This is a genomic window from Burkholderia sp. 9779_493 (assembly GCF_015712215.1).
GTDB classification, from domain to species: domain Bacteria; phylum Pseudomonadota; class Gammaproteobacteria; order Burkholderiales; family Burkholderiaceae; genus Burkholderia; species Burkholderia cenocepacia.
The window spans coordinates 86,716-109,988 of record NZ_JACCQA010000008.1 but is presented as its reverse complement, the minus strand read 5'-3'; the positions used below and the strand labels follow the sequence as shown (position 1 = coordinate 109,988).

The window sequence follows — 23,273 nt, the reverse complement described above, 5'->3', positions numbered from 1 at the left end:
GATGAAAAACGAACTCAACGCACCGACTCATCTTTTCGCCACCGTTGGCGCACTCACAGAACGCGGAGGACGCGTCACCACCGCAACCAGCGGCCTGACCCTGGCTGGATTGGAAGTCGCTTGCGTCGGCGACGTAGTGACTTATGACGACGGCAGCGAGGCCCCGATTATCGACGGCGCGGGAAGCAACCATAGCAGAGGCAAGCCGTTCGCGTTGGTCGGTAGCCGGTTGAGCAACGGTGACCGCATTACCGAAACTCTGCGTACCTCGTGGGGCATTCACGTGCGGGATGGGCAACGCGTTGCGGGCCTATTCGACCCGGCCTATGTACCACCGCCCGCGCCGCCTGCTTACAGATTGGCGGTACGTGGTGCGACAACAGCGCGTGGCGGTGCATTGCGCGAGCCGTCCGGCACTTGGGAAGTAGCGCCGCACTTGGGCAAGGCTGGCACGGTGGGCGACCTGATCCACTATCCGGACGGTTCAACCGCACGCATTACGAGTGGTCTGGGTTTGGCCGACGGGCCCGACTTCGCGCCACTGGCATTCGTTGGCAGCGAACTCGATAACGGCGACACGATCACCGATAGCCCCGAGCGACAAGGCATCGCGTCGTCCGTCGTATTTAGCGTCGTCACCCGCTCGTCCGTGCCCCGCTGAGGTAGCGCCCATGATTCGCTACTTTCTTGCCAAAGGCGACCGCGCCAGGGAAGCGGTGATTGTCGAAGGCCTCGACACTGTGACCTGTTCCGATCCGCCGCCGAGGGTTCATATCGCCACGCTGGATTTGAAGACCTACTGTTCGACCTGCAAGCGTGAAGGGTACATCGCACCGCAAGGGCCGCGCTGGCCAGGTACCGGCCCGAACGGCAAACAATGGGCATTGAGCGGAGATATCAATGTCTGCGGATGCAACCCACCGCCGGTCTTCTACGCTGAACGCGGCATGCGAATGACTTTTACCGCAGGAGAGACTGCGACGCTGACTGGGCGCCAACCTGATGCAGCCAAGCGGTCATTTGTCGTACACGACGAGCAATTCACCTTGCTCGATGACTCCCGCCGCCCGCTCGCGAACATCCGCTACCGAATCGTTACCGACGCCGGGCAAATTTTCACGGGCACCACGGACACGGCCGGGCAAACACATCGAATCGCCACCGACGCCTCGGCAACGTTGAAAATCTATACGATGGAACATTGAAAAAATGAAAGATTTTGATGTGAATGACGGCGGAGAATGGTTCCTCGTACACTCAGGTGCAGCCACCAATACCAATCCCGGGTCGATGGGTGGAGGTGACGATCAATACCGAGAGAATATGTCACAACATGACAAACAAGGAATTCCGGGAAATGGTATTGAGTAAACGCGATCGAGCCGTTTCCCTCATCGACAAAAGAATCATGGATTTGCAGCGCTGGTCCAACGCCGATAAGGCACGCGTATTACAGTGGTTCGGCAGAACTGACGAAGGCACTCGCACAACACTATTAACAGGCCTGACTGCAATCGTCCGCGTGCTAAAGACACTCACGGGATACAATTTCACGCGATGGGATAGCGAGCGATTCAAACATATTGGATGCGTTCCAAATCCAAACAAATCGGGAGTCGCGGCATCAGTATGTTCGCCGGATACCGCAACTCATACGATCGCAATACATCCCGATTTTTGTACAATGCGAGACTTCTCATGGGAAAAAGATTCCATAGTTTCCACTTTGATTCATGAGGCGAGTCATTTTGATGACACAATGGGAACCAGGGATCATAGATATTTCATTGAGGAATGTCTGACGTTTGGAGCCGAGAATCCGAACCAAGCAATCAACAATGCCGACAGTATTGCAGGATACGTCATTTACAATTCTTAAGTTTATTCTTTGCCTAGGCCTTCTCACTTCCAGCCCGGTATTCGCCTGCATCGCCAGCGAGAATCTCGACATCTACTTTTCGAGAGATAGCTCGCACATATCGAACGCCGAAATCGTCCGCATTGCAAAATGGACAATCGACCAAAAACTCAATTACGCGAATCACCTGACCAAGGAAACAACGCTGATCAGCGGCCATGCCGAGGAAAGTGAACCGGAAGCACTGGCCCTTGCGCAATCAAGATTGCAAACCGCGTATGCGCTGCTGGAGCAACTCGGTTTTTTACGCGGAACCATCAAGAAGAGCGCCCGCGTCTATTCGCATGGCGACGTCGACAATGGGCGGCGTGTGGAAATTTCCTTCCTGCCCGATTGCCCTAACAAGTGCTGCGACGGCAAGTAACGTCATCCGGCCGCCATCACGGTGATGCGGTATCGACGTCCGCATGCGGCGCCCCTGTTGCACCACTGCCGGCAAGACTCCTATGTCCTGTCGGCCGTGTCCCACCAAAGAAAAAGCCACCGGCCCCATCGGGTCCGGTGGCTTTTTCGCATGAGGCGCGGGGCGACGCGTTACACCGCCGCCCGCGCGTCACATCACATCAAGCTGCTTACTTGCCGCCGATGCTCTTCAGCGGCTTCCACTCGCCCTTCTCGACCTTGTACATCGTGATGCCGCCGTTCTTCAGGTCGCCCTTCGCGTCATACGCGACGTGCGTCGACGTGACGCCGGCCATGTCGGTCTTCGCGAGCACCGGCAGGTACTTCGCCGGATCGGTCGAATCGGCCTTCTTCATCGCGTTCAGCATCGCCATCGCGCCGTCGTACGCGTACGGCGAGTACGTCTGCACGTCTTCGCCGAAACGCTTCTTGTACTTGTCGGCGTAGGTCTTGCCGCCCGGCATTTCTTCCAGCGGGAGGCCGGCCAGCGAAGCGATCGTGCCGTCGGCCGCGTTGCCCGCGATCTTCAGGAACGTCGGCGTCTTCACCATTTCGCCGCTCATCAGCGGTGCGTTGAAGCCCAGCGCCTTCATCTGCTTGACCATCGGCGCTGCCTGCGAATCCGCGCCGCCGTAGTAGACGAGGTCCGGCTTCGCCGCCTTCAGCTTCGTGAGAATCGCCTTGAAGTCGACGGCCTTGTCGTTCGTGAATTCGCGGTCGACGATCGTCGCGCCGCCGGCCTTCGCGGCCTTCTCGAACTGGTCGGCGAGACCCTGGCCGTAGGCCGTGCGGTCGTCGACGATCGCGATCTTCTTCATGCCGAGATCCTTCGACGCGAACGTGCCGGCCACCGAGCCCTGCTGCGTGTCGGACGTCATCATGCGGAAGGTCGTCTTGTAGCCTTGCTGCGTGTATTCCGGCGCCGTCGCCATCGCGATTTCCGGAATGCCCGCGTTCGCGTAGATACGCGAAGCCGGAATCGTCGTGCCCGAGTTGAAGTGGCCGAGCATGCCCTTGATGCCGTCGTCGACCAGCTTCTGCGCGACCGTCGTGCCCGTACGCGGGTCAGCCTGGTCGTCCTGCGTGCTCAGCACGAACTTCACCGGCTTGCCGCCGATCTTCGGGTTCGTCGCGTTGAAGTCTTCCAGCGCGAGCACGATCCCGTTCTGCATATCCTTGCCGTAGTGCGCCTGCGCGCCCGTCATCGGCCCTGCGTAACCGATCTTCACGTCATCCGCATGGGCCGTCCCCGCCAGCGACATGACCGCGACGAACGTCGCGCCTGCCACCTTTTTCATCGTGTGTTGCATAGCATCTCCTTGGTACCAGGGTAAATGGAGCGGCTTCGGGATCGCCTTGCCGCTTCCTTTGTTTGATCCGAACGGCAAGGATGATCAGCCGATCGTCATCAAATTCGCATTGCCGCCCGCCGCGGCCGTGTTCACGCTCACCGAGCGTTCCGTCAACAGCCGCTCGAGCGCGTAGTCTTCCGCGTCGCCGTTCTCGAACGCGCCCGCCGACACGCCCTGCACCGACACGATCGGGCCCGGCCGCTGCGCGACGTCCTTCACGAGCGTCTGCAGTTCGTCGCTGTCGCCTTCGAACAGCACCGCGTCGAACGGCGCGTCGGCCTGCTTGCGCACCGCCGCGTGCGCCTTCAGCGACGCCGGCAGCGCGGCGACCAGCGCCTCGCCCGCCGCGCCGGCGAACAGTGCGCGGTTGCCGGTCGCGAGCACCGCCGCGAACTGCGCACGCGCGCCGCCCGGCGTGGCCGCGACGCACAGCACCGTGCCGCGCGGGCCGAGTGTATACGTGTTTCGCTCGCCCGTCGGCCCGGTCAGCACCGCGGTCGCGCCGGCCGGCACCTGTGCGAGGTAGCCGTCGCAACGCGCGGCCAGCGCCGGCTCGCGCTGCTCGATCAGCCAGTCGCGCAGCATCGTGAGCGCCGCAGCCGGATTGCCGCGCGCATCGCTTTCGGTCGCGCCGTCCGCCACCAGCGACTGCGCGAGCGCGCGCGGCAGGCCCGACGGACGCGTCGCGAGCAGGCGCTGCAGGTACAGCGCGCCACCGGCCTTCGGGCCCGTGCCCGACAGCCCTTCGCCGCCGAACGGCTGCACGCCGACCACCGCGCCGATCACGTTGCGGTTCACGTAGATGTTGCCCACGTGCGCATTCGAGATCACGTGCGCGATCGTCTCGTCGATCCGCGTGTGGATGCCGAGCGTCAGCCCGTAGCCGGTCGCGCGGATCTGCTCGAGCAGCTTGTCGAGCTGGCTGCGGCGGTAGCGCACCACGTGCAGCACGGGGCCGAACACTTCGCGCTTCAACTCGTCGATGCTGCCGATCTCGATCAGCGTCGGCGGCACGAACGTGCCGTGCGCGCATGCGTCGGGCATCGGCAGTTGCGTGACCGTGTGGCCCTTGTCCTTCATCGCCGCGACGTGCGTGTCGATCGTCTGCTTCGCCTCGGCGTCGATCACCGGGCCGACGTCGGTCGACAGCCGGTCCGGGTTGCCGAGCGCCAGCTCGTGCATCGCGCCCTTCAACATCGTCAGCGTGCGGTCCGCGACGTCGTCCTGCAGACACAGAACGCGCAGCGCCGAACACCGTTGACCGGCCGAGTCGAACGACGACTGCATCACGTCCGCGACGACCTGCTCCGCGAGCGCCGACGAATCGACGATCATCGCGTTCTGGCCGCCCGTTTCCGCGATCAGCGGAATCGGCTTGCCGTCCGGGTCGAGGCGCGCGGACAGCGTCTTGTTGATCAGGCGTGCGACTTCGGTCGAACCGGTGAACATCACCGCACGCGTGCGCGCATCGGCGACCAGCGCCGCACCGACGGTCTCGCCGGTGCCCGGCAGCAGTTGCACCGCGCCGGCCGGCACGCCGGCCTCGCGCAGCAGGCGCACGGCTTGCGCGGCGATCAGCGGCGTCTGTTCGGCCGGCTTCGCGAGCACCGTGTTGCCGGCGGCGAGCGCCGCGGCGACCTGGCCCATGAAGATCGCGAGCGGGAAGTTCCACGGGCTGATACAGACCACGGGGCCGAGCGGGCGGTGCGTGTCGTTCGAGAACTCGCCGCGGATCTGCGCCGCGTAGTAGCGCAGGAAGTCGACCGCTTCGCGGATCTCGGCGATCGCGTTCGGCAGCGACTTGCCGGCTTCGCGCACGATCAGGCCCATCAGCGTGTGCATCTGCGCTTCGAGCAGGTCGGCGGCGCGCACCAGGCAATCGGCGCGCGCGTCGACCGGCGTCGCCTGCCAGATCGGCGCGGCGGCCACCGCGTGCGCGAGCGCCGCGCTCACGTGTTCGGACGTCGCTTCGCTGACCGTGCCGACCACGTCGCGCTGGTCGGCCGGGTTGCGCACGTCGCGCGCCGGCGCATTGGCGAGCGCGTCGTCGGCGAGCATCGGCGCCGCGCGCCACGGGTGGTGCGCGCTCGCGAGCAGCGCGGACGACAGCGACGCGAGACGGTGTTCGTTCGACAGGTCGAGGCCCATCGAGTTGGGACGCTCGTCGCCATACAGGTTGCGCGGCAGCGGGATCTTCGCGTGCGGCGCGCCGAGCGGCACGACCTTCGACGCTTCGTCGACCGGATCGGCAACGAGCTCCTTCACCGACACGGTCTTATCGGCGATGCGGTTCACGAACGATGTGTTCGCGCCGTTTTCCAGCAGACGGCGCACGAGGTACGCGAGCAGCGTCTCGTGCGTGCCGACCGGCGCGTACACGCGGCACGGGCGGTTCAGCTTGTCGCGACCGGTGACTTCCTCGTACAGCGGCTCGCCCATCCCGTGCAGGCACTGGAATTCGTACTGGCCCGGGTAGTAGTTCTGGCCCGCGAGTTGATAGATCGCGGCCAGCGTGTACGCGTTGTGCGTCGCGAACTGCGGGTACACGGCGTCCGGCGCGGCGAGCAGCTTCTTCGCGCACGCGAGGTACGACACGTCGGTGTAGATCTTGCGCGTGTAGACCGGATAGCCTTCGAGGCCGTCGACCTGCGCCCGCTTGATCTCGGTATCCCAGTACGCGCCCTTCACGAGGCGGATCATCAGGCGATGACGGCTGCGGCGCGCGAGATCGATCAGGTAGTCGATCACGAACGGGCAGCGCTTCTGGTAGCCCTGCACGACGAAACCGATGCCGTTCCAGCCGGCGAGCTCCGGATCGAAGCACAGCGCCTCGAGCAGGTCGAGCGACAGTTCGAGACGGTCGGCTTCTTCCGCGTCGATGTTCAAGCCGATGTCGTAGCGGCGCGCGAGCAGCGCGAGCGCGCGCACGCGCGGCAGCAGCTCGCTCATCGTGCGGTCCTGCTGCGAGCGCGAGTAGCGCGCATGCAGCGCCGACAGCTTGATCGAGATGCCCGGGCCTTCGTAGATGCCGCGGCCGCCGGCCGCCTTGCCGATCGCGTGGATCGCCTGTTCGTACGACGCGTAGTAGCGCTGCGCGTCCTCTTCGGTGGTCGCCGCTTCGCCGAGCATGTCGTACGAGTAGCGGAAGCCGCGCGCTTCGTACTTGCGGCTGTTCGCGAGCGCTTCGGAAATCGTTTCGCCGGTGACGAACTGCTCGCCCATCAGGCGCATCGCCATGTCGACGCCCTTGCGGATCAGCGGCTCGCCGCCGCGGCCGATCAGGCGCGTGAGCGCCGACGACAGGCCCGCTTCGCTGTTGGTCGTCACGAGCTTGCCGGTGATCATCAGCCCCCAGGTCGCCGCGTTCACGAACAGCGACGGCGCATGGCCGACGTGCGAGCGCCAGTCGCCCTTGCTGATCTTGTCGCGGATCAGCGCGTCGCGCGTCGCGCGATCCGGAATGCGCAGCAGCGCCTCGGCGAGGCACATCAGCGCGACGCCTTCCTGGCTCGACAGCGAGAACTCGTGGATCAGCCCTTCGACGCCGCCGCCCGAGCTCTTCTCGCGCAGCGCCTCGACCAGCTTCGTCGCGAGCGCCTGCACGTCCGCCTGCAGGTTCGCGGGCAAGCGCGCCTGGCCGAGCAGGAACGGCACGCACTCCGGTTCCGGACGGCGGTACGCGGCCGTGATCGCCGCGCGCAGCACCGATTGCGGCTGCACGTTCTGCGCGAACTCGAGAAACGGATGCGGCGAGTTGTCGTCGTCGCCGTCCGCGGCCTGACCGTCGGCGAGCTCCGTCACGCCGCTGTGGCCCGACAGCTCGGGCGGCAACTGGCCGTGCTCGATCCGCTCGAGATACGCGAAGATCGCCTGCTTGATCAGCCAGTGGGGAGTGCGCTCGAGACGCGCGGCGGCGTCCTTGAGGCGCGAGCGGAGAAGGTCGTCGACTTTGACGCCGAGAGTCGTGCTTGCCATGGTGGGTTCGTGCGCCGGTGCGAGCCCGGCAATGTGGTGTAAGAGGATGCGCGAAATCCTACGGCACGCAATAAAAAGGTGCAACCAAATTGCGAGATAGGTTGCACCCATAAGTTAGTCAATATAATCAGTCACTTACGCGGTTGCAACCTAGGGGTTGCCCGTGGTCGGAGGATCGGTGTTTTCCCTGATCGGGCCGGTTCGACACGCGCGTGCAACCTTCCGTATGCGCGCAAGCGGCCGAAAACCGGTAGCACTGCATGGTGTGACGCGGACCGATGCCGGCGGCGGGCAAGCAACGGGAGACAGTTCGGCGCGCCGGGCGGCTGGGGCTTCGCGGCATTCGGCAACGCGCCGTGGCAGGCGCCGCGCGGCGCCGCTCAGATATCCAGCGGATCGACCTCGACGCTCCACCGCAGCACGCCCTTCAGCGCGCGCAGCGCCGGCTGCCATGCACGCAGCGCATGCTGCAGCGCCGCCCGCGACGCGCTTTCGAGCAGCAATTGCGCGCGATGGACGTTCGCGACCTTGACGATCGTCATCGGCACCGCGTCGTAGACGGTCACGCGATCCGCGCCGGGCAGCCCCGGCAACGCGGCCGCGGCCTGCAGCAGGAACGCGAGCGCCGCGTCGAGCGTGCGCCCTTCGGCGCGCAGCAGCGCCTGGTAGACGAACGGCGGCAGGTGCGCGTCGCGCCGCTCGGCGAGCGTCGAATTCGCGAAGCCTACGTAGTCCTGCCGCCCGAGCGCGTGATACAGCGCGTGACGCGGGTAGCGCGTCTGCACCATCACCTCGCCCGGCAGCCCGGCGCGCCCCGCGCGGCCGCTCACCTGCATCAGCTGCGCGAACAGCCGCTCGCTCGCGCGGAAGTCGTGCGAGAACAGCGCGGTGTCGGCATTGAGCACGCCGACGAGCGACACGCGCTGGAAGTCGTGCCCTTTCGCGATCATCTGCGTGCCGACCAGGATGTCGACCTCGCCCGCGTGCACGTCGGAAAAAAGCGCCTGCGCGCTGCCCTTGCGGCGCGTGCTGTCCGCATCGATCCGCAGGATCCGCGCGCCCGGCACCGCTTCGGCGAGCGCCTCCTCGATGCGCTGCGTGCCGCGCCCGAGCGGCGCGATGTCGACGTTCCCGCACTCAGGGCACGAGCGCGGAATGCGCGCTTCCCAGCCGCAGTGATGGCAGCGCAGTGCGTGCTCGGGCTTGTGCAGCACGACGTACGCGCTGCAGCGCGGGCAACCGGCCACCCAGCCGCACGCGTCGCACGCGAGCTGCGGCGCGTAACCGCGCCGGTTCAGGAACACGAGGCTCTGTTCGCCGCGTTCGAGCCGCGCCTTCAGCGCCGCGACGAGCGGCCCGGACAGCCCGCCCATCGACGCGCGCCCGCGCCGCCGCTCCTCTTCGAGATCGATCAGCCGCACGGTCGGCAGCGTCGCGTCGGCCACCGCGCGGCGCGACAGCGTGAGACGCGTGTAGCGGCCCTGCTCGGCCTGCCACCAGCTTTCGAGCGACGGCGTCGCCGAGCCGAGCACGACCGTGATGCCGAGCTGCTTCGCGCGCCACACGGCCAGGTCGCGCGCCGAATAGCGCAGTCCTTCCTGCTGCTTGTACGCGGGCTCGTGCTCCTCGTCGACGACGATCAGCGCGAGCGTCGGCATCGACGCGAGCACCGCGAGCCGCGTGCCGAGCACGATCCGCGCGCGGCCGGTGTGCGCGGCGAGCCAGTTGCGCGCCCGTTCGCCTTCGGCGAGCCCGCTGTGCAGCGTGACGATCGCGTCGTCGGCGAGCGCACCCGCGAAGCGCGCGCGAAACGCGGCCTCGAACTGCGGCGTCAGGTTGATTTCGGGCACGAGCACGAGCGCCTGCGCGTCCGGCCGCGCGTCGAGCAGCGACGCGAGCGCATGCAGATAGACCTCGGTCTTGCCGCTGCCCGTCACGCCGTGCAGCAGGAACGGCGCGAAACCGTGCGCCGCGCGGATCGCGTCCAGCGCCTCGGCCTGCTGGTCCGTCAACGCCGGCGGCACAGTTCGTCCACCGTTTGTCGACAGGTTATCCACAGGTTTGGCCACAGGCGTATCGGCCCAGCCGATCTCCTCGACGTCGACCCAGCCGCGCGCCGCCCAGTCGTCGAGTGTCGCGGCCGCCTTCGGATGGAGCGCGCGCGCGTCGGGCAGCGTCAGCGAGCCGGTGTCGACGAGTGCCTGCGCGAGCCGGCGCAGCGCGGCGCCGCGCGCGGGCAACGCGTCGGGCAGCGCCGCGCGGCCGGCTTCGGTCGGCTGGTAGCGCACTTCCGGCGCGAGCAGCCGCCCCCAGCGCCCGGCGTCGCGCAACGCCTGCGGCAGCGCCGGCAACGCGACCTCGCCGCGCCCGCGCTGATAGTAATCGGCGGCGAACGACACGAGCGCGAGCCAGTCCGGCGACAGCGGCGGCAGGTCGGCGCAGATCGCGTCGACCGCGCGCAACCGCGACGGCGGCACATCGGTGTGAGTGGTGACTTCGCAGACGAGGCCGACGGCCTGCCGCTTGCCGAACGGCACCTGCACGAGCGTCCCGGGCACCGGCGCCGGCTGCGCGTCGCAGCGGTAGTCGAACAGCGTGGCGAGCGGATGATCGAGCGCGACGCGCAGGTAGGTGCCGCTCATTGCGGCGCTCCGGCGGCAGCAGCACGCGAAGTACGGACGGCTTGCATCCGCGCCCGCATCGCGACGGCGAACTTAAAGTAAAACTTCAGATTCGGCGCTAAGTTTTGGATTCGCATTAGGAATCGCCGTATACCCTGCCCAGCCTGTGGATAACTTTGTTGAGAACTCGCCTCTCAACGGCCGCAACGCGCGCGGGGCCGTGCTTTGCGCTGTTTTTCGCTGCTTGCTGCGGTGCCCCGCGAAGCCTTATTCCATAAGGCTGCTATTCAAATTACCGAACCATAGCGAGACAAATTGACCGATACGGGGCTCTACCGCGCTGCAACGTGGAAAATGTGTATAAGTCAAGTCTTGACAAGCACCGAATCGGCAGCGGGAGCGGGGTTGCGCCCTGTTTAGTTTCAGCAACGAAACGCTGTCATCCTGCAGTGCAGCATGACAGCGCTTGCGTTCAGCCCGCTGCTCCGCTACGGATCGCGCGGCTGTGGGTATGCACTTCGTCGACGAGTTCGGCGACGTGATCGGGCGACGTGAATTGCGAAATGCCGTGCCCGAGGTTGAACACGTGGCCCGGATGGTTGCCGTAGCTGTCGAGCACCGCGCGCGCCTGTTCGCGCACCGCGGCCGGCGGCGCGAACAGGATCGTCGGGTCGAGGTTGCCCTGCAACGCCACGCGCCCCGCGACGCGCTCACGCGCGGCGCCGAGGTTGACCGTCCAGTCGAGCCCGACCGCGTCGACGCCGGTCGCCGCGATCTCCTCGAGCCACAGCCCGCCGCCCTTCGTGAACGTGATCACCGGCACGCGCTCGCCATCGTGCTCGCGCTTGAGCTGCGACACCACGCGGCGGATATAGTCGAGCGAGAAGCGCTGATACGCGCCGTCGGCCAGCGCACCGCCCCACGTATCGAAGATCATCACGGCCTGCGCGCCCGCTTCGATCTGCGCGTTCAGGTACGCGGCCACCGCCTGCGCGTTCACGTCGAGGATCCGGTGCATCAGATCCGGGCGCGAATACGCCATCGACTTCACCGTGCGGAAATCGTCCGAGCCGCCGCCTTCGACCATGTAGCACGCGAGCGTCCACGGGCTGCCCGAAAAGCCGATCAGCGGCACGCGCTGACGGCCCTGAGCGTCGGTGAGCGCGCGGCGAATCTCGCGCACGGCGCCCGTCACGTAGCCGAGCGTCGCCTCGATGTCCGGCACCGCGAGCTTCGCAACGTCGGCCTCGGTGCGCACCGGATGCGCGAACTTCGGCCCTTCGCCGACCTGGAAGTCGAGGCCGAGCCCCATCGCGTCGGGAATCGTCAGGATGTCCGAGAACAGGATCGCGGCGTCGAGCGGGAAGCGCTCGAGCGGCTGCAGCGTCACCTCGGTCGCGTAGTCGGGATTCTTCGCGAGGCCGAGGAAGCTGCCGGCGCGCGCGCGCGTCGCGTTGTATTCGGGCAGGTAGCGGCCGGCCTGGCGCATCAGCCAGATCGGCGTGTAGTCGGTCGGCTCGCGCAGAAGCGCACGCAGGAAGGTGTCGTTGAGCAGGTTATGGGCCACGGTAGGAGCGACGATGCGAAGGCAAAGCGGCATTTTACCGGACAGCCGCGCTCGGGCTGCGCATGCCGATGCGATGGCGGCCATATGACGCGCGCGATGGCTCCGTTATGATCGGACGCTCATATCGAACCGAACGAAGGAGGAGACCGATGAAGACATTCGCCACGCTTGCCACGCTCGCTGCTGCCGCCGCGTTTTGCTGCGCCGCCGCGCACGCGCAGAGTACGGCCACTGCGGCGCCTGCGAGCGCCGCTACCGCCGGCTCGCGGCTCGACGACGTGCTCGCGCGCGGCGCGCTGCGCGTGTGCACGACGGGCGACTACAAGCCGTATTCGTACTATCGCGCGGACGGCCGCTTCGAGGGCATCGACATCGACATGGCCGAATCGCTCGCGAAATCGCTCGGCGTGAAGACCGACTACGTGAAGACGAGCTGGTCGAACCTCACCAACGACTTCGTCGCGAAATGCGACATCGCGGTGGGCGGCGTGTCGACGACGCTCGAGCGCCAGAAGCGCGTGTTCTTCACGCAGCCGTACGTGGTCGACGGCAAGACGCCGATCGTGCGCTGCGCGGATGCCGACAAATACCAGACCGTCGCGCAGATCGACCGGCCCGAGACCCGTGTGATCGTCAATCCGGGCGGCACCAACGAACGGTTCGCGAAGCAGTTCTTCACGCACGCGAACCTGACCGTCTATCCGGACAACGTGACGATCTTCAAGCAGATCCTCGCGGGCAAGGCCGACGTGATGGTGACGGATGCGTCCGAGACGCTGCTGCAGCAAAAGCTGAATCCGGGCCTGTGCTCGGTGCATCCGGACAAGCCGTTCCAGTTCGGCGAGAAGGCGTACATGGTGCCGCGCGGCGACGTCGTGTTCCAGCAGTACGTCGACCAGTGGCTGCATCTCGCGCGCTCGACCGGCGAGTACCAGGCCATTTCGGACAAGTGGCTGAAGTAGGCGGCCCGCGCCGCGGCGGCCGATAACGGGCACCGACCCCGCGGCCGCCGGGGTGCCGACATCTCGCCGGAAGCGGCGGCCGCCCGGCCGCCGTTACACCTTCCGTCCGAGCCGCCGCCCTTCGCCATCGGCTCAAAACCCGCCGATTGGCCGAACGGCCGACTTCCGCGCATTCCGATCACGTTTCAAAATCTTTCTGACGAATGAATCGTCATGCGCGGTATCGGTCGCGCCGTGCACTTTCTCGCGTGAAAATCGGCAATTCATCGCGCCCGATACGCGTGAAAAACGCATCGCGCGCACACCCTGAAAACGCGATGGAAAATATGGGTAAAAATGACCTTTTTCAGGACCCCGAAAACAGCAAAAAATCCCGGAAAGCCTTATCTGGCGGGCGTTACAACCTGAAACACTTTGTTACCGCGACGGGTCATTAATTCGCCCACAATGGCCTCAACGGTTTCAACACGGATGCGGTCTCGTGTGCCAAGTGTGAGCGGACGCGAAGCGCTGCGAGCCAGTCGGTCACGTACCGAAGCCCTTCCGGGGGGCATCCCTGTTGGAGTCGTTTCCGGCCCCCCGCCGGACTCGGTTTCATCTTTGGTCTCCTCGCGCTAACCCCGTAGCGTGTGGTTTTTAGCGGGCTAATAAGCCCGCTTTTTTTCGTCCATCGAAAACGTAACGGCCTGCACAGGCCGCCACGTTTTTCCCGCATTTTCCGGCATCGTCCCGCTTCAAGCGGTCTTCTGCACGTCGAGCTTCAGCTCCTCGATCATCCGGTCGCGCATCACGAACTTCTGCACCTTGCCCGTCACCGTCATCGGCAGCTCGTCGACGAAGCGGATATAGCGCGGGATCTTGTAGTGCGCGATCTGCCCGTTGCAGAACGCGCGCACGTCGTCCTCGGTCATCTGCTCGTCCGCGCGCAGCACGATCCACGCGCACAGCTCCTCGCCGTACTTCGCATCGGGCACGCCGAACACCTGCGCGCTCTGGATCTTCGGATGCCGGAACAGGAATTCCTCGATTTCGCGCGGATAGACGTTCTCGCCGCCGCGAATCACCATGTCCTTCAGGCGGCCGACGATGTTGCAGTAACCGTCCGCATCGAGCGTCGCGAGGTCGCCGGTATGCATCCAGCCGTCGACCAGCACCTCGCGCGTCTTCGCGTCGTCGTCCCAGTAGCCGAGCATCACCGAATAGCCCTTCGTGCACAGCTCGCCCGTCGCGCCGACCGGCACGATGTCGCCGCTCGGATCGACGATCTTCACTTCGAGATGCGGCTGGATGCGGCCGACCGTCGTCGTGCGCTTCTCCAGCGGATCGTCGGTCGAGCTCTGGAACGACACGGGGCTCGTCTCCGTCATCCCGTACGCGATCGTGATTTCAGAAAGGTGCATCTGCGACACGACGCGCTTCATCGTCTCGATCGGGCACGGCGAGCCGGCCATGATCCCGGTGCGCAGCGTCGACAGGTCGAATTTCGCGAATTCCGGATGGTCGAGCTCGGCGATGAACATCGTCGGCACGCCATGCAGCGCGGTGCAACGTTCTTCGGCCACCGCCGCGAGCGTCGCGACCGGATCGAACGCTTCGCCGGGGAATACCATCGCGGCGCCCTTCGACACGCACGCGAGCACGGCCAGCACCATCCCGAAGCAGTGATAGAGCGGCACCGGGATGCAGAGCGAATCCTGTTCGGTGAAACGCATCGCCATCGCGATCGAGCGCGCGTTGTTGACGACGTTGCGGTGCGTGAGCGTCGCGCCCTTCGGGCTGCCGGTCGTGCCGCTCGTGAACTGGATGTTGATCGGATCGTTGGCCGAGAGCGTCGCGCCGATCGCATCGAGCAGCGCCGGATCGACGGCCCGGCGGCCACGCGCCATCACGTCCGCGAAGCGGAACATGCCGGCAGGCGCCACCTCGCCCATCGACACGATCGTGCGCAGGCTCGGCACGCGCGCCGCATGCAGGTCGCCCGGCGTCGCGGTCGCGAGCTCCGGCGCGATGGTCTGCAGCATCTCGACGTACGCGGAGCTCTTGAAGCGCTCGGCCGCGATCACGGCCTTGCAGCCGACCTTGTTCAGCGCGTATTCGAGTTCCGACAGCCGGTAGGCCGGATTGATGTTGACGAGCACCGCGCCGATCCGCGCGGTCGCGAATTGCGTGAGCAGCCATTCGCTGCGGTTCGGCGACCAGATGCCGACGCAGTCGCCCTTCACGATCCCGAGCGCGGCGAGCCCTGCCGCCAGCACGTCGATCTCGTTCGCGAACTCGCGCCAGGTCCAGCGCACCTGCTGCTCGCGGAACACGACGGCCGGGCGGTCGGGAAAGCGGCCGGCCGTGTCGAGCAGGAACCGGCCGATCGTCGCTTCGGATAGCGGCACGTCGGTTGCACCACGCACGTACGACAAGCCGTTCTCGGGCGCGATCAGCGCGCCCACGCCAAGGTCTGCTGCCATGAATGTCTCCGTCCTTTGGGTCTGATCGGCCCGCGCGCGTGCTGCGCGCCTCCGCCGCAACGCTCGCGACGGGCGGCCTCACCGCGGATGATGCCGCGCTCCGCTGACGGTACTCTGACATCAAATCGCGGCGGACGGATGAAATAGCACGATCGGACGCAATGATCCGGCCCGAAAAACGCAGACGAAATGCGGGCGAAACACGGAGGAAGCGTGGACGAAGCCCAGACGAAAAAAAAGCAGCCCGAAGGCTGCTTTCTTTCGCGGGATACGCGGCGCGGCTCAGTGCCGGCTGCGGATCTTCGCCAGACGCTGGATCGCCTCGAGCTGCGCCATCGCGGTCGCGAGCTCGGATTGCGCTTTCGCGAGGTCGAGATCCGACTTCGCGTTCTGCAGCGTTTCCTCGGCACGCTTGCGCGCTTCCTCGGCTTTCGCCGCGTCGAGGTCCTTGCCGCGGATCGCGGTATCGGCGAGCACCGTCACGGCGCCCGGCTGCACTTCGAGAATGCCGCCCGCGACGAACACGAATTCGTCGTTGCCGCCCTCGACCTCGATGCGCACCGCACCCGGACGAATCCGGGTAATGAGCGGCGTGTGACCCGGCAGAATGCCCAGCTCACCCGTTTCGCCCGGCAGCGCGACGAATTTCGCCTCGCCCGAGAAGATCTGCTCTTCCGCGCTGACGACGTCTACTTTGATGGTTGCCATATCGACTCCAATCTCATCCACGGGTTGAGCGTATTGCGGCCGGCGCAGGCGGCCGGAATACAAGTCATTGCTGACTCATTGCTCCGGCCGGCGCTCGCCGGCTTGCGACTCACTCAAGCCCTTACTGGATCTTCTTGGCCTTTTCGAAGGCTTCGTCGATCGTGCCGACCATGTAGAACGCCTGTTCCGGCAGGTGGTCGCACTCGCCGTCGACGATCATCTTGAAGCCGCGGATCGTTTCCTTCAGCGGCACGTACTTGCCCGGCGAGCCCGTGAACACTTCAGCGACGTGGAACGGCTGCGACAGGAAACGCTGGATCTTACGCGCACGGGCGACCGACAGCTTGTCTTCCGGCGACAGTTCGTCCATGCCCAGAATCGCGATGATGTCGCGCAGTTCCTTGTAGCGCTGCAGCGTCTGCTGAACGCGACGGGTGATCGAGTAGTGCTCTTCACCGATCACGTTCGGGTCAATCTGGCGCGACGTCGAGTCGAGCGGGTCGACCGCCGGGTAGATACCCAGCGAAGCGATGTCACGCGACAGAACGACGGTTGCGTCCAGGTGGCCGAAGGTCGTCGCCGGCGACGGGTCGGTCAAGTCGTCCGCAGGGACGTACACGGCCTGGACCGACGTAATCGAGCCCTTCTTGGTCGACGTGATGCGCTCTTGCAGCTTGCCCATTTCTTCAGCCAGCGTCGGCTGATAGCCCACTGCCGACGGCATACGGCCGAGCAGTGCCGACACTTCGGTACCGGCCAGCGTGAAACGGTAGATGTTGTCGACGAAGAACAGCACGTCGAGGCCTTCGTCACGGAAGTGCTCGGCCATCGTCAGGCCGGTCAGCGCGACGCGCAGACGGTTGCCCGGCGGCTCGTTCATCTGGCCGTACACCAGCGCGACCTTGTCGAGAACGTTCGAGTCCTTCATTTCGTGGTAGAAGTCGTTCCCTTCACGGGTACGCTCGCCCACGCCCGCGAACACGGAGTAACCGCCGTGTTCCTTCGCGATGTTGTTGATGAGCTCCATCATGTTGACGGTCTTGCCCACGCCTGCACCACCGAACAGGCCAACCTTGCCGCCCTTTGCGAACGGGCAGATCAGGTCGATGACCTTGATACCCGTTTCGAGCAGTTCGGTCGACGGCGACAGTTCGTCGAACGCCGGTGCCTTCTGGTGGATCGAACGCGTCACGTCGCTGTCGATCGGGCCGGCTTCGTCGATCGGACGGCCGAGCACGTCCATGATTCGGCCGAGGGTCGGCTTGCCGACCGGCACCGAGATCGGCTTCGCCGTGTTCTTCACGGTCAGGCCGCGGCGCAGGCCGTCGGATGCACCCAGACAAATGGTACGGACCACGCCGTCACCCAGCTGCTGCTGGACTTCGAGCGTCAGTTCCGAGCCATCGAGAATGAGCGCGTCGTAGATCTTCGGCATGCTGTCGCGCGGGAATTCCACGTCGATAACGGCGCCGATGCACTGTACGATCTTGCCTTCTACCAAAGCAGCAGTACTCATCGCTTTTCCTTTAAATACCTGATTCTTTACTCGCGCAAAGGCGCAGTTGTCGTCCCGGGCGCGCGCTTAAACAGCGGCTGCGCCGCCGACGATCTCCGACAGTTCTTTCGTGATCGCGGCCTGACGGCTCTTGTTGTACACGAGCTGCAGTTCGCTGATCACCGTCTTCGCGTTGTCGGACGCGGCCTTCATCGCGACCATGCGCGCCGATTGCTCGGACGCCATGTTTTCCGCGACGGCCTGGTACACCAGCGCCTCGACGTAACGCACGAGCAGTTCGTCGACGACTGCCTGCGCGTCCGGCTCGTAGATGTAGTCCCACGACGTCGCCGGCGTACCGTCATCGGCTTCGAAGTGGTCCGACGACAGCGGCAGCAGCTGCTCGATCACGGCTTCCTGCTTCATCGTGTTGACGAAGCGCGTGTAAGCGATATAAACCGCCGACAGCTTGCCTTCCGAGTACAGATCGAGCTGCGTCTTCACGGCGCCGATCAGCTTGTCCAGGTGCGGGGTGTCGCCGAGGTGCACGACCTGCGACATCACCTTCGCGCCGAAGCGGTTCAGGAACCCGAGGCCCTTGCCGCCGATCGCGGTGGCTTCGACCTTCTGGCCCTTCTCTTCCAGCTCCTTGAACTTCTGCACCGTCGCACGCAGCACGTTGGTGTTCAGACCACCGCACAGACCCTTGTCCGTCGTGACGAGGATGATGCCGGCCGTCTGCGCGCCGTCGTTCGCCACCATGAACGGGTGACGGTACTCGGGGTTCGCACGGCTCATGTGCGCGGCGATGGCACGGACCTTGTCCGCATACGGACGAGCGGCGCGCATGCGTTCCTGCGCGCGACGCATCTTCGATGCAGCCACCATCTCCATCGCCTTCGTGATCTTGCGCGTGTTCTGCACGCTCTTGATCTTGCCGCGAATTTCCTTCATTCCAGCCATAGCTTGCTCCTTTGCGCCCCGAGTTAGCGCTTTAGCGCTTTACTCGGGGCTCATGCATCGCTCACCGAAGCGGCGCGGGTGCTCGGCACCCGCGCGGCCTCAGTGTGTCACTCGCGGATCAATAGGCACCGGACTTCTTGAAGGCTTCGATCGCCGAGCGCAGTGCGCCTTCGTCGTCCTTCGAGAGATCCTTGGTGTCTTCGATGCGCTTGATGAGGTCAGCGTGGCTGGTCTTCAGGTTGTCGCGCAGGCCCTTCTCGAACGACAGCACTTGCTTGACGTCGAGGTCGTCGAGGTAGCCGTTGTTCGCGGCGTACAGCGACACGGCCAGTTCCCAGACCTGCAGCGGCTGGTACTGCGGCTGCTTCAGCAGTTCCGTCACGCGGCGGCCGCGCTCGAGCTGCTTGCGGGTCGCTTCGTCGAGGTCCGATGCGAACTGCGCGAATGCGGCCAGTTCACGGTACTGCGCGAGGTCGGTACGGATACCGCCCGACAGCTTCTTCACGACCTTCGTCTGAGCAGCGCCACCGACGCGCGACACCGACACGCCGGCGTTGATTGCCGGGCGGATGCCTGCGTTGAACAGATCGGTTTCCAGGAAGATCTGGCCGTCGGTAATCGAGATCACGTTCGTCGGAACGAACGCGGTCACGTCGCCAGCCTGCGTTTCGATGACCGGCAGTGCCGTCAGCGAACCGCTCTTGCCCTTCACTTCGCCGTTCGTGAACTTCTCGACGTACTCTTCCGACACGCGAGCCGCACGCTCCAGCAGACGCGAGTGCAGATAGAACACGTCGCCCGGGTACGCTTCACGGCCCGGCGGACGGCGCAGCAGCAGCGAGATCTGACGGTATGCCCAAGCCTGCTTGGTCAAGTCGTCATAGATGATCAGCGCGTCTTGGCCACGGTCGCGGAAGTATTCGCCCATCGTGCAGCCGGCGTACGGCGCCAGGTACTGCATGGCAGCCGAATCCGATGCCGAAGCGGCGACGACGATCGTGTATTCCATCGCGCCCGTTTCTTCGAGCTTGCGAACCACGTTCATGATCGACGAAGCCTTCTGGCCGATCGCGACGTAGATACAGATCAGGTCCTTGCCCTTCTGGTTGATGATCGCGTCGAGCGCCACCGCGGTCTTGCCGCACTGACGGTCGCCGATGATCAGCTCACGCTGGCCACGGCCGATCGGCACCATCGCGTCGATCGACTTGATGCCCGTCTGCACCGGCTGCGACACCGACTTGCGCCAGATCACGCCCGGGGCGATCTTTTCGATCGCGTCGGTCAGCTTCGCGTTGACCGGGCCCTTGCCGTCGATCGGGTTGCCGAGCGCGTCGACCACGCGGCCGACGAGTTCCGGACCCACCGGGACTTCCAGAATGCGGCCCGTCGTCTTGACGATGTCGCCTTCCGAGATGTGTTCGTATTCGCCGAGAATCACCGCGCCGACCGAGTCGCGCTCAAGGTTCAGCGCGAGACCGAACGTGTTGCCCGGAAACTCGAGCATTTCGCCCTGCATCACGTCCGACAGGCCGTGGATACGCACGATACCGTCGGTCACGGAGATCACGGTGCCCTGGTTGCGAACGTCTGCGCTCGCTTCAAGGCCCTGGATCCGGCTCTTGATCAGCTCGCTGATCTCAGAGGGATTGAGTTGCATTATTCGCTCCTGATAGTCAATTCTGTTGCGTGCCGGCGTGGCGCTCAGGCGGTCAAGGCAGCCTGCATCGATGCGAGGCGCGCGCGAACCGAGGTGTCGAGCACTTCGTCGCCGACCGTCACGCGCACGCCGCCGATCAGCGACGAATCGACTTCGACCGTCGGTTTCAGCTTGCGCTTGAACTTGCGTTCGAGGCCCGAGACGAGACTGTCGAGATCCGCGCCGTTCAGCGGGAACGCGCTCACGATCTCGGCGTCGGCTGCGCCTTCACGTTCGTTCTTGAGCGCCTCGAACTGCTCGGCAATTTCCGGCAGCAGCGCGATGCGATGATTGTCGACCAGCATCTGCACGAAGTTCTTCGCTTCGGCGCCGGCCGCGAGCGGCGACTTGGCCGCAGCAAGCAGCAACTCGGCTACTTGCGTGCGCGTCACCTTCGGGCTCGACGCGACCGACAGCACTTCCGGCAGACGCGCAACCTGGGCCAGCTCTTGCACGAGCGTGGACCAGGCGGCGATGTCACCGCCCTCGGCCACGCGGAACAGCGCTTCTGCGTAAGGGCGGGCGATGGTTGCAAGTTCGGCCATGATCAGAGCTCGGCTTTCAGTTGATTCAGCAGTTGGGCGTGGGCCGTTTGATCGACTTCGCGCTTCAGGATCTGCTCGGCGCCCTTCACGGCCAGCGCGGCGACTTCGCCACGCAGCGCTTCGCGCGCCTTCACGATTTGCTGTTCTGCTTCCGCCTTCGCCTGGGCGACGATGCGGGCGGCTTCAGCCTGGGCGTTGGCCTTGATTTCCTCGGCGACCGCCTGGGCACGCTTTTCAGCGTCGGCGATGCGCTGCTGGCCGTCGTTGCGGGCCTGCGCGAGTTCCTGGTCCACGCGCTTGTGCGCTGCGTCGAGTTCCGCCTTGCCCTTCTCCGCGGCGGCGAGGCCGTCGGCGATCTTCTTCGAACGTTCGTCGAGGGCGTTGATCAACGGCGGCCACACGAATTTCATCGTGAACCACGCGAGGACCAGGAACACGACCATTTGCGCAAACAGAGTTGCGTTGAGATTCACGGTGTTTCCTTATCTGCTATTCCGGAAAAATGAAACGGTAAGGCGCTCATCGAGTTGCATTCGATCAGCGCCCCAAGTCTCCGTTCCGCCCTGCGCCGGCTCACGCCGGACGCATATTTCCGAGGAACCTTAGCCTGCGAGCTTCGACAGGAGCGGGTTCGCGAACGCGAACAGCATTGCGACACCAACGCCGATCAGGAATGCAGCGTCGATCAGACCAGCCAGCAGGAACATCTTCGTTTGCAGCGGGTTGATGAGTTCCGGCTGACGTGCGCAGGCTTCGATGTACTTGCCACCCATCAGCGCGATACCGATACAGGCGCCGATTGCACCCAGGCCGATGATGATGCCGATACCGATGGCGGTCAGACCCTGGATGTTGGCGATGTAAGCTTGCATGATCACTCCTTTGTGAAAAGACTTGGAACTGGGATTTAAAAAACTAAAACGGAAACTCTTTCTTGCACGCCGCGCTTAGTGCTTGTCGTGCGCCTGGCCGAGATACACCAGCGTCAGCATCATGAAAATGAATGCCTGCAACAGAACAATCAGGATGTGGAAGATTGCCCAGACGCTACCCGCGATCACATGACCAACGAAGCCGAGGAACGTTGCGTCGCCACCGAAGCTCCACATGCTGCCGAGCAGGGCGATCAACAGGAACAACAGCTCACCCGCGTACATGTTGCCGAACAGCCGCATACCGAGCGAGACGGTCTTCGCGAGATATTCGACAATGTTGAGCGCGAGGTTCGGGATCCACAGCAGCGGGTGCGCGCCGAACGGTGCCGACAGCAGCTCGTGCACGAAGCCGCCCGCGCCCTTGATCTTGATGCTGTAGTAGATCATCAGGACGAACACGCCGAGCGCGATGCCGAGCGTGCCGTTCAGGTCGGCCGTCGGGACGATGCGATGGTGGGAAATCACGTCCGACAGACCGAGCAGGCCGATCACGCGGCCCGGCAGGTCGACCGGGAGGAAGTCGAGGGAGTTCATCAGCGCAACCCACACGAACACCGTGAGGGCGAGCGGCGCGATGAAGGTGCGATTGCCGTGGACGATGGCCTTCGACTGGTCTTCGACCATTTCGACGAGCATCTCGATCGCGCACTGGAAACGGCCCGGCACGCCCGACGTCGCCTTGCGGGCGGCCAGACGCAGCAGGACGATCGTCACGATGCCGCATACGATCGACCAGAACAGCGTGTCGAGATTCCAGACGTGAATGTCGAAAATCGACGTCTGATGCGAGGTGGAGAAATTCTGCAAGTGGTGCGCAATGTACTCGGACGGATCCGGACCGCGCGTGCCTTCGCTAGCTGCCATATCGTTAATGCCACCCAAATTGTCGAAAATCGTTTTGCCCGTTCCGCAACACGCTATTGCGGGAACGGGCCGGTGCGGTTCGTTGTCGAAACCGCACGCTGCTTGTTCCTTACCGCCAGGCCAGCGCGATCCAGTACGTCTTCAGCACGACGAGGTACGTGACGAGGAACGGCACCCAGTGCACGCCGGCCCAGCCGAACGCCACCGCGGTGAACATCCCGATCGTCAGAGCCAGCTTCAGGGCTTCGCCCATCACCCAGCTCATCACGGTGGCCGAGCCACCTGCCTTCAGTCGTGCCACGAATACCGCACTGGGCACCCAGCCGATCGCTCCGCCCAGAAACGCGGATTGCGCAGCGGCGCCCGGCGACTTCGAAAACAGCCACCACGCCAGCGTTGCAACCAGGGACAGGACCACTTGCGCGAACACCACCTTGTAGGGGGTCACGCGCGAGGGCTTGCTCACGTTCGGACCGAACAGCCTTTCGGCCTCTGCCCGTGTAAGCGGAACGATGTTGTTATCTTGCTGCTCGACATCCCAGTCATCGTCGGATTCACGCTGCGCGCCGGCCGCCGAAGCGGTGCGTTGCGTGCGCTGATCATCGTGCCTGTCGTCCGGCGCCTGACCCGCCATCGCAATCTTCCGCTGAAATCCTTGAACCCGGCCCCAAGCTTTCTGAAAGCTTTCAGGGGTGCCTAGCTAACAAATCCGGGCGATTGTAAGCGATAGTTGCAAGTGATTCAAGGCTTTAGACGCGACAAAAACCTGCATAAAACGACGCCTCATGATGTGAAAAAACACCCG

At 64.6% G+C, this 23,273-nt stretch carries 20 protein-coding genes; 6 read left to right on the top strand and 14 right to left on the bottom strand.

Annotation, left to right across the window (positions count from 1 at the left end):
* Position 1 precedes the first annotated feature (1 nt).
* From H0X95_RS10500 to H0X95_RS10485, 4 genes are all read left to right on the top strand, one after another.
* Positions 2-661 carry a PAAR domain-containing protein gene (locus H0X95_RS10500; protein WP_034201158.1) on the top strand — a complete coding sequence of 220 codons (660 nt, stop codon included), beginning with the start codon at positions 2-4 and terminating at the stop codon, positions 659-661.
* Between the two features lie 10 nt (positions 662-671).
* Positions 672-1,205 carry a hypothetical protein gene (locus tag H0X95_RS10495; protein ID WP_080403497.1) on the top strand — a complete coding sequence of 178 codons (534 nt, stop codon included), beginning with the start codon at positions 672-674 and terminating at the stop codon, positions 1,203-1,205.
* Positions 1,206-1,333: 128 nt separating this feature from the next.
* Complete coding sequence (locus H0X95_RS10490; RefSeq protein ID WP_230878183.1) at positions 1,334-1,879, top strand: M35 family metallo-endopeptidase; 546 nt, start codon at positions 1,334-1,336, stop codon at positions 1,877-1,879.
* Complete coding sequence (locus H0X95_RS10485) at positions 1,839-2,282, top strand: hypothetical protein (RefSeq protein WP_230204571.1); 444 nt, start codon at positions 1,839-1,841, stop codon at positions 2,280-2,282. Before H0X95_RS10490 ends, H0X95_RS10485 begins: the two co-directional genes overlap by 41 nt.
* Positions 2,283-2,490: 208 nt before the next feature.
* On the opposite strand, the gene H0X95_RS10480 is transcribed toward H0X95_RS10485, so the two are convergent.
* The 4 genes from H0X95_RS10480 to hemE form a co-directional block, all read right to left on the bottom strand.
* Complete coding sequence (locus tag H0X95_RS10480; protein WP_006482201.1) at positions 2,491-3,630, bottom strand: branched-chain amino acid ABC transporter substrate-binding protein; 1,140 nt, start codon at positions 3,628-3,630, stop codon at positions 2,491-2,493.
* 84 nt (positions 3,631-3,714) lie between these two features.
* The gene (putA, locus tag H0X95_RS10475; protein ID WP_059721126.1) at positions 3,715-7,647 is read right to left on the bottom strand and encodes a trifunctional transcriptional regulator/proline dehydrogenase/L-glutamate gamma-semialdehyde dehydrogenase; all 3,933 of its coding nucleotides are present in this window, start codon (positions 7,645-7,647) and stop codon (positions 3,715-3,717) included.
* A gap of 380 nt (positions 7,648-8,027) precedes the next feature.
* Positions 8,028-10,289 (bottom strand): primosomal protein N', encoded by a 2,262-nt coding sequence (locus H0X95_RS10470; RefSeq protein WP_006496309.1) that lies wholly within the window; start codon positions 10,287-10,289, stop codon positions 8,028-8,030.
* A 451-nt stretch (positions 10,290-10,740) separates the two neighbouring features.
* On the bottom strand, positions 10,741-11,835 hold the full coding sequence (hemE, locus tag H0X95_RS10465; RefSeq protein WP_006482732.1) for a uroporphyrinogen decarboxylase: 1,095 nt from the start codon (positions 11,833-11,835) through the stop codon (positions 10,741-10,743).
* A 149-nt stretch (positions 11,836-11,984) separates the two neighbouring features.
* Here hemE and H0X95_RS10460 point away from each other — a divergent pair, with 149 nt between their 5' ends.
* Positions 11,985-12,797, top strand: a complete 813-nt coding sequence (locus H0X95_RS10460; protein WP_006482715.1) for a transporter substrate-binding domain-containing protein — start codon at positions 11,985-11,987, stop codon at positions 12,795-12,797.
* Positions 12,798-13,045: 248 nt separating this feature from the next.
* Entirely contained in the window at positions 13,046-13,234 is a 189-nt protein-coding gene (locus H0X95_RS10455; RefSeq protein WP_154317707.1) for a hypothetical protein, read from the top strand.
* 297 nt (positions 13,235-13,531) lie between these two features.
* On the opposite strand, the gene H0X95_RS10450 is transcribed toward H0X95_RS10455, so the two are convergent.
* From H0X95_RS10450 to H0X95_RS10405, 10 genes are all read right to left on the bottom strand, one after another.
* Complete coding sequence (locus tag H0X95_RS10450; RefSeq protein ID WP_006491418.1) at positions 13,532-15,259, bottom strand: AMP-binding protein; 1,728 nt, start codon at positions 15,257-15,259, stop codon at positions 13,532-13,534.
* Between the two features lie 282 nt (positions 15,260-15,541).
* Positions 15,542-15,967 carry a F0F1 ATP synthase subunit epsilon gene (locus H0X95_RS10445; protein WP_006477288.1) on the bottom strand — a complete coding sequence of 142 codons (426 nt, stop codon included), beginning with the start codon at positions 15,965-15,967 and terminating at the stop codon, positions 15,542-15,544.
* Between the two features lie 121 nt (positions 15,968-16,088).
* Positions 16,089-17,483, bottom strand: coding sequence for a F0F1 ATP synthase subunit beta (atpD, locus tag H0X95_RS10440; protein WP_006482710.1), 1,395 nt, complete (start codon positions 17,481-17,483; stop codon positions 16,089-16,091).
* A gap of 66 nt (positions 17,484-17,549) precedes the next feature.
* Positions 17,550-18,425: a F0F1 ATP synthase subunit gamma gene (gene atpG, locus H0X95_RS10435; protein ID WP_006482709.1), complete on the bottom strand. Its 876-nt coding sequence runs from the start codon at positions 18,423-18,425 to the stop codon at positions 17,550-17,552.
* Between the two features lie 118 nt (positions 18,426-18,543).
* Positions 18,544-20,085, bottom strand: coding sequence for a F0F1 ATP synthase subunit alpha (gene atpA / locus H0X95_RS10430; RefSeq protein ID WP_006482717.1), 1,542 nt, complete (start codon positions 20,083-20,085; stop codon positions 18,544-18,546).
* 44 nt (positions 20,086-20,129) lie between these two features.
* Entirely contained in the window at positions 20,130-20,669 is a 540-nt protein-coding gene (locus H0X95_RS10425) for a F0F1 ATP synthase subunit delta (protein ID WP_006482713.1), read from the bottom strand.
* A 2-nt stretch (positions 20,670-20,671) separates the two neighbouring features.
* The gene (locus tag H0X95_RS10420; protein ID WP_006477283.1) at positions 20,672-21,142 is read right to left on the bottom strand and encodes a F0F1 ATP synthase subunit B; all 471 of its coding nucleotides are present in this window, start codon (positions 21,140-21,142) and stop codon (positions 20,672-20,674) included.
* A 129-nt stretch (positions 21,143-21,271) separates the two neighbouring features.
* Complete coding sequence (gene atpE / locus H0X95_RS10415) at positions 21,272-21,541, bottom strand: F0F1 ATP synthase subunit C (RefSeq protein ID WP_006482730.1); 270 nt, start codon at positions 21,539-21,541, stop codon at positions 21,272-21,274.
* 75 nt (positions 21,542-21,616) lie between these two features.
* The gene (atpB, locus tag H0X95_RS10410; protein WP_012492242.1) at positions 21,617-22,468 is read right to left on the bottom strand and encodes a F0F1 ATP synthase subunit A; all 852 of its coding nucleotides are present in this window, start codon (positions 22,466-22,468) and stop codon (positions 21,617-21,619) included.
* 109 nt (positions 22,469-22,577) lie between these two features.
* The gene (locus H0X95_RS10405; protein ID WP_058902026.1) at positions 22,578-23,102 is read right to left on the bottom strand and encodes an ATP synthase subunit I; all 525 of its coding nucleotides are present in this window, start codon (positions 23,100-23,102) and stop codon (positions 22,578-22,580) included.
* Positions 23,103-23,273: the final 171 nt, after the last annotated feature.

Excerpts from the sequence above, each read along its gene's own strand:
- H0X95_RS10445 (WP_006477288.1), bottom strand. The coding sequence starts at position 15,967 with ATGGCAACCATCAAAGTAGACGTCGTCAGCGCGGAAGAGCAGATCTTC.
- H0X95_RS10450 (WP_006491418.1), bottom strand. The coding sequence starts at position 15,259 with ATGGCAGCAGACCTTGGCGTGGGCGCGCTGATCGCGCCCGAGAACGGC.
- H0X95_RS10425 (WP_006482713.1), bottom strand. The coding sequence starts at position 20,669 with ATGGCCGAACTTGCAACCATCGCCCGCCCTTACGCAGAAGCGCTGTTC.
- H0X95_RS10405 (WP_058902026.1), bottom strand. The coding sequence starts at position 23,102 with ATGGCGGGTCAGGCGCCGGACGACAGGCACGATGATCAGCGCACGCAA.
- atpA (WP_006482717.1), bottom strand. The coding sequence starts at position 20,085 with ATGCAACTCAATCCCTCTGAGATCAGCGAGCTGATCAAGAGCCGGATC.
- atpG (WP_006482709.1), bottom strand. The coding sequence starts at position 18,425 with ATGGCTGGAATGAAGGAAATTCGCGGCAAGATCAAGAGCGTGCAGAAC.
- H0X95_RS10480 (WP_006482201.1), bottom strand. The coding sequence starts at position 3,630 with ATGCAACACACGATGAAAAAGGTGGCAGGCGCGACGTTCGTCGCGGTC.
- H0X95_RS10495 (WP_080403497.1), top strand. The coding sequence starts at position 672 with ATGATTCGCTACTTTCTTGCCAAAGGCGACCGCGCCAGGGAAGCGGTG.
- H0X95_RS10470 (WP_006496309.1), bottom strand. The coding sequence starts at position 10,289 with ATGAGCGGCACCTACCTGCGCGTCGCGCTCGATCATCCGCTCGCCACG.
- atpD (WP_006482710.1), bottom strand. The coding sequence starts at position 17,483 with ATGAGTACTGCTGCTTTGGTAGAAGGCAAGATCGTACAGTGCATCGGC.
- atpE (WP_006482730.1), bottom strand. The coding sequence starts at position 21,541 with ATGCAAGCTTACATCGCCAACATCCAGGGTCTGACCGCCATCGGTATC.
- putA (WP_059721126.1), bottom strand. The coding sequence starts at position 7,647 with ATGGCAAGCACGACTCTCGGCGTCAAAGTCGACGACCTTCTCCGCTCG.
- H0X95_RS10500 (WP_034201158.1), top strand. The coding sequence starts at position 2 with ATGAAAAACGAACTCAACGCACCGACTCATCTTTTCGCCACCGTTGGC.
- atpB (WP_012492242.1), bottom strand. The coding sequence starts at position 22,468 with ATGGCAGCTAGCGAAGGCACGCGCGGTCCGGATCCGTCCGAGTACATT.
- H0X95_RS10485 (WP_230204571.1), top strand. The coding sequence starts at position 1,839 with ATGCCGACAGTATTGCAGGATACGTCATTTACAATTCTTAAGTTTATT.
- H0X95_RS10490 (WP_230878183.1), top strand. The coding sequence starts at position 1,334 with ATGACAAACAAGGAATTCCGGGAAATGGTATTGAGTAAACGCGATCGA.
- H0X95_RS10460 (WP_006482715.1), top strand. The coding sequence starts at position 11,985 with ATGAAGACATTCGCCACGCTTGCCACGCTCGCTGCTGCCGCCGCGTTT.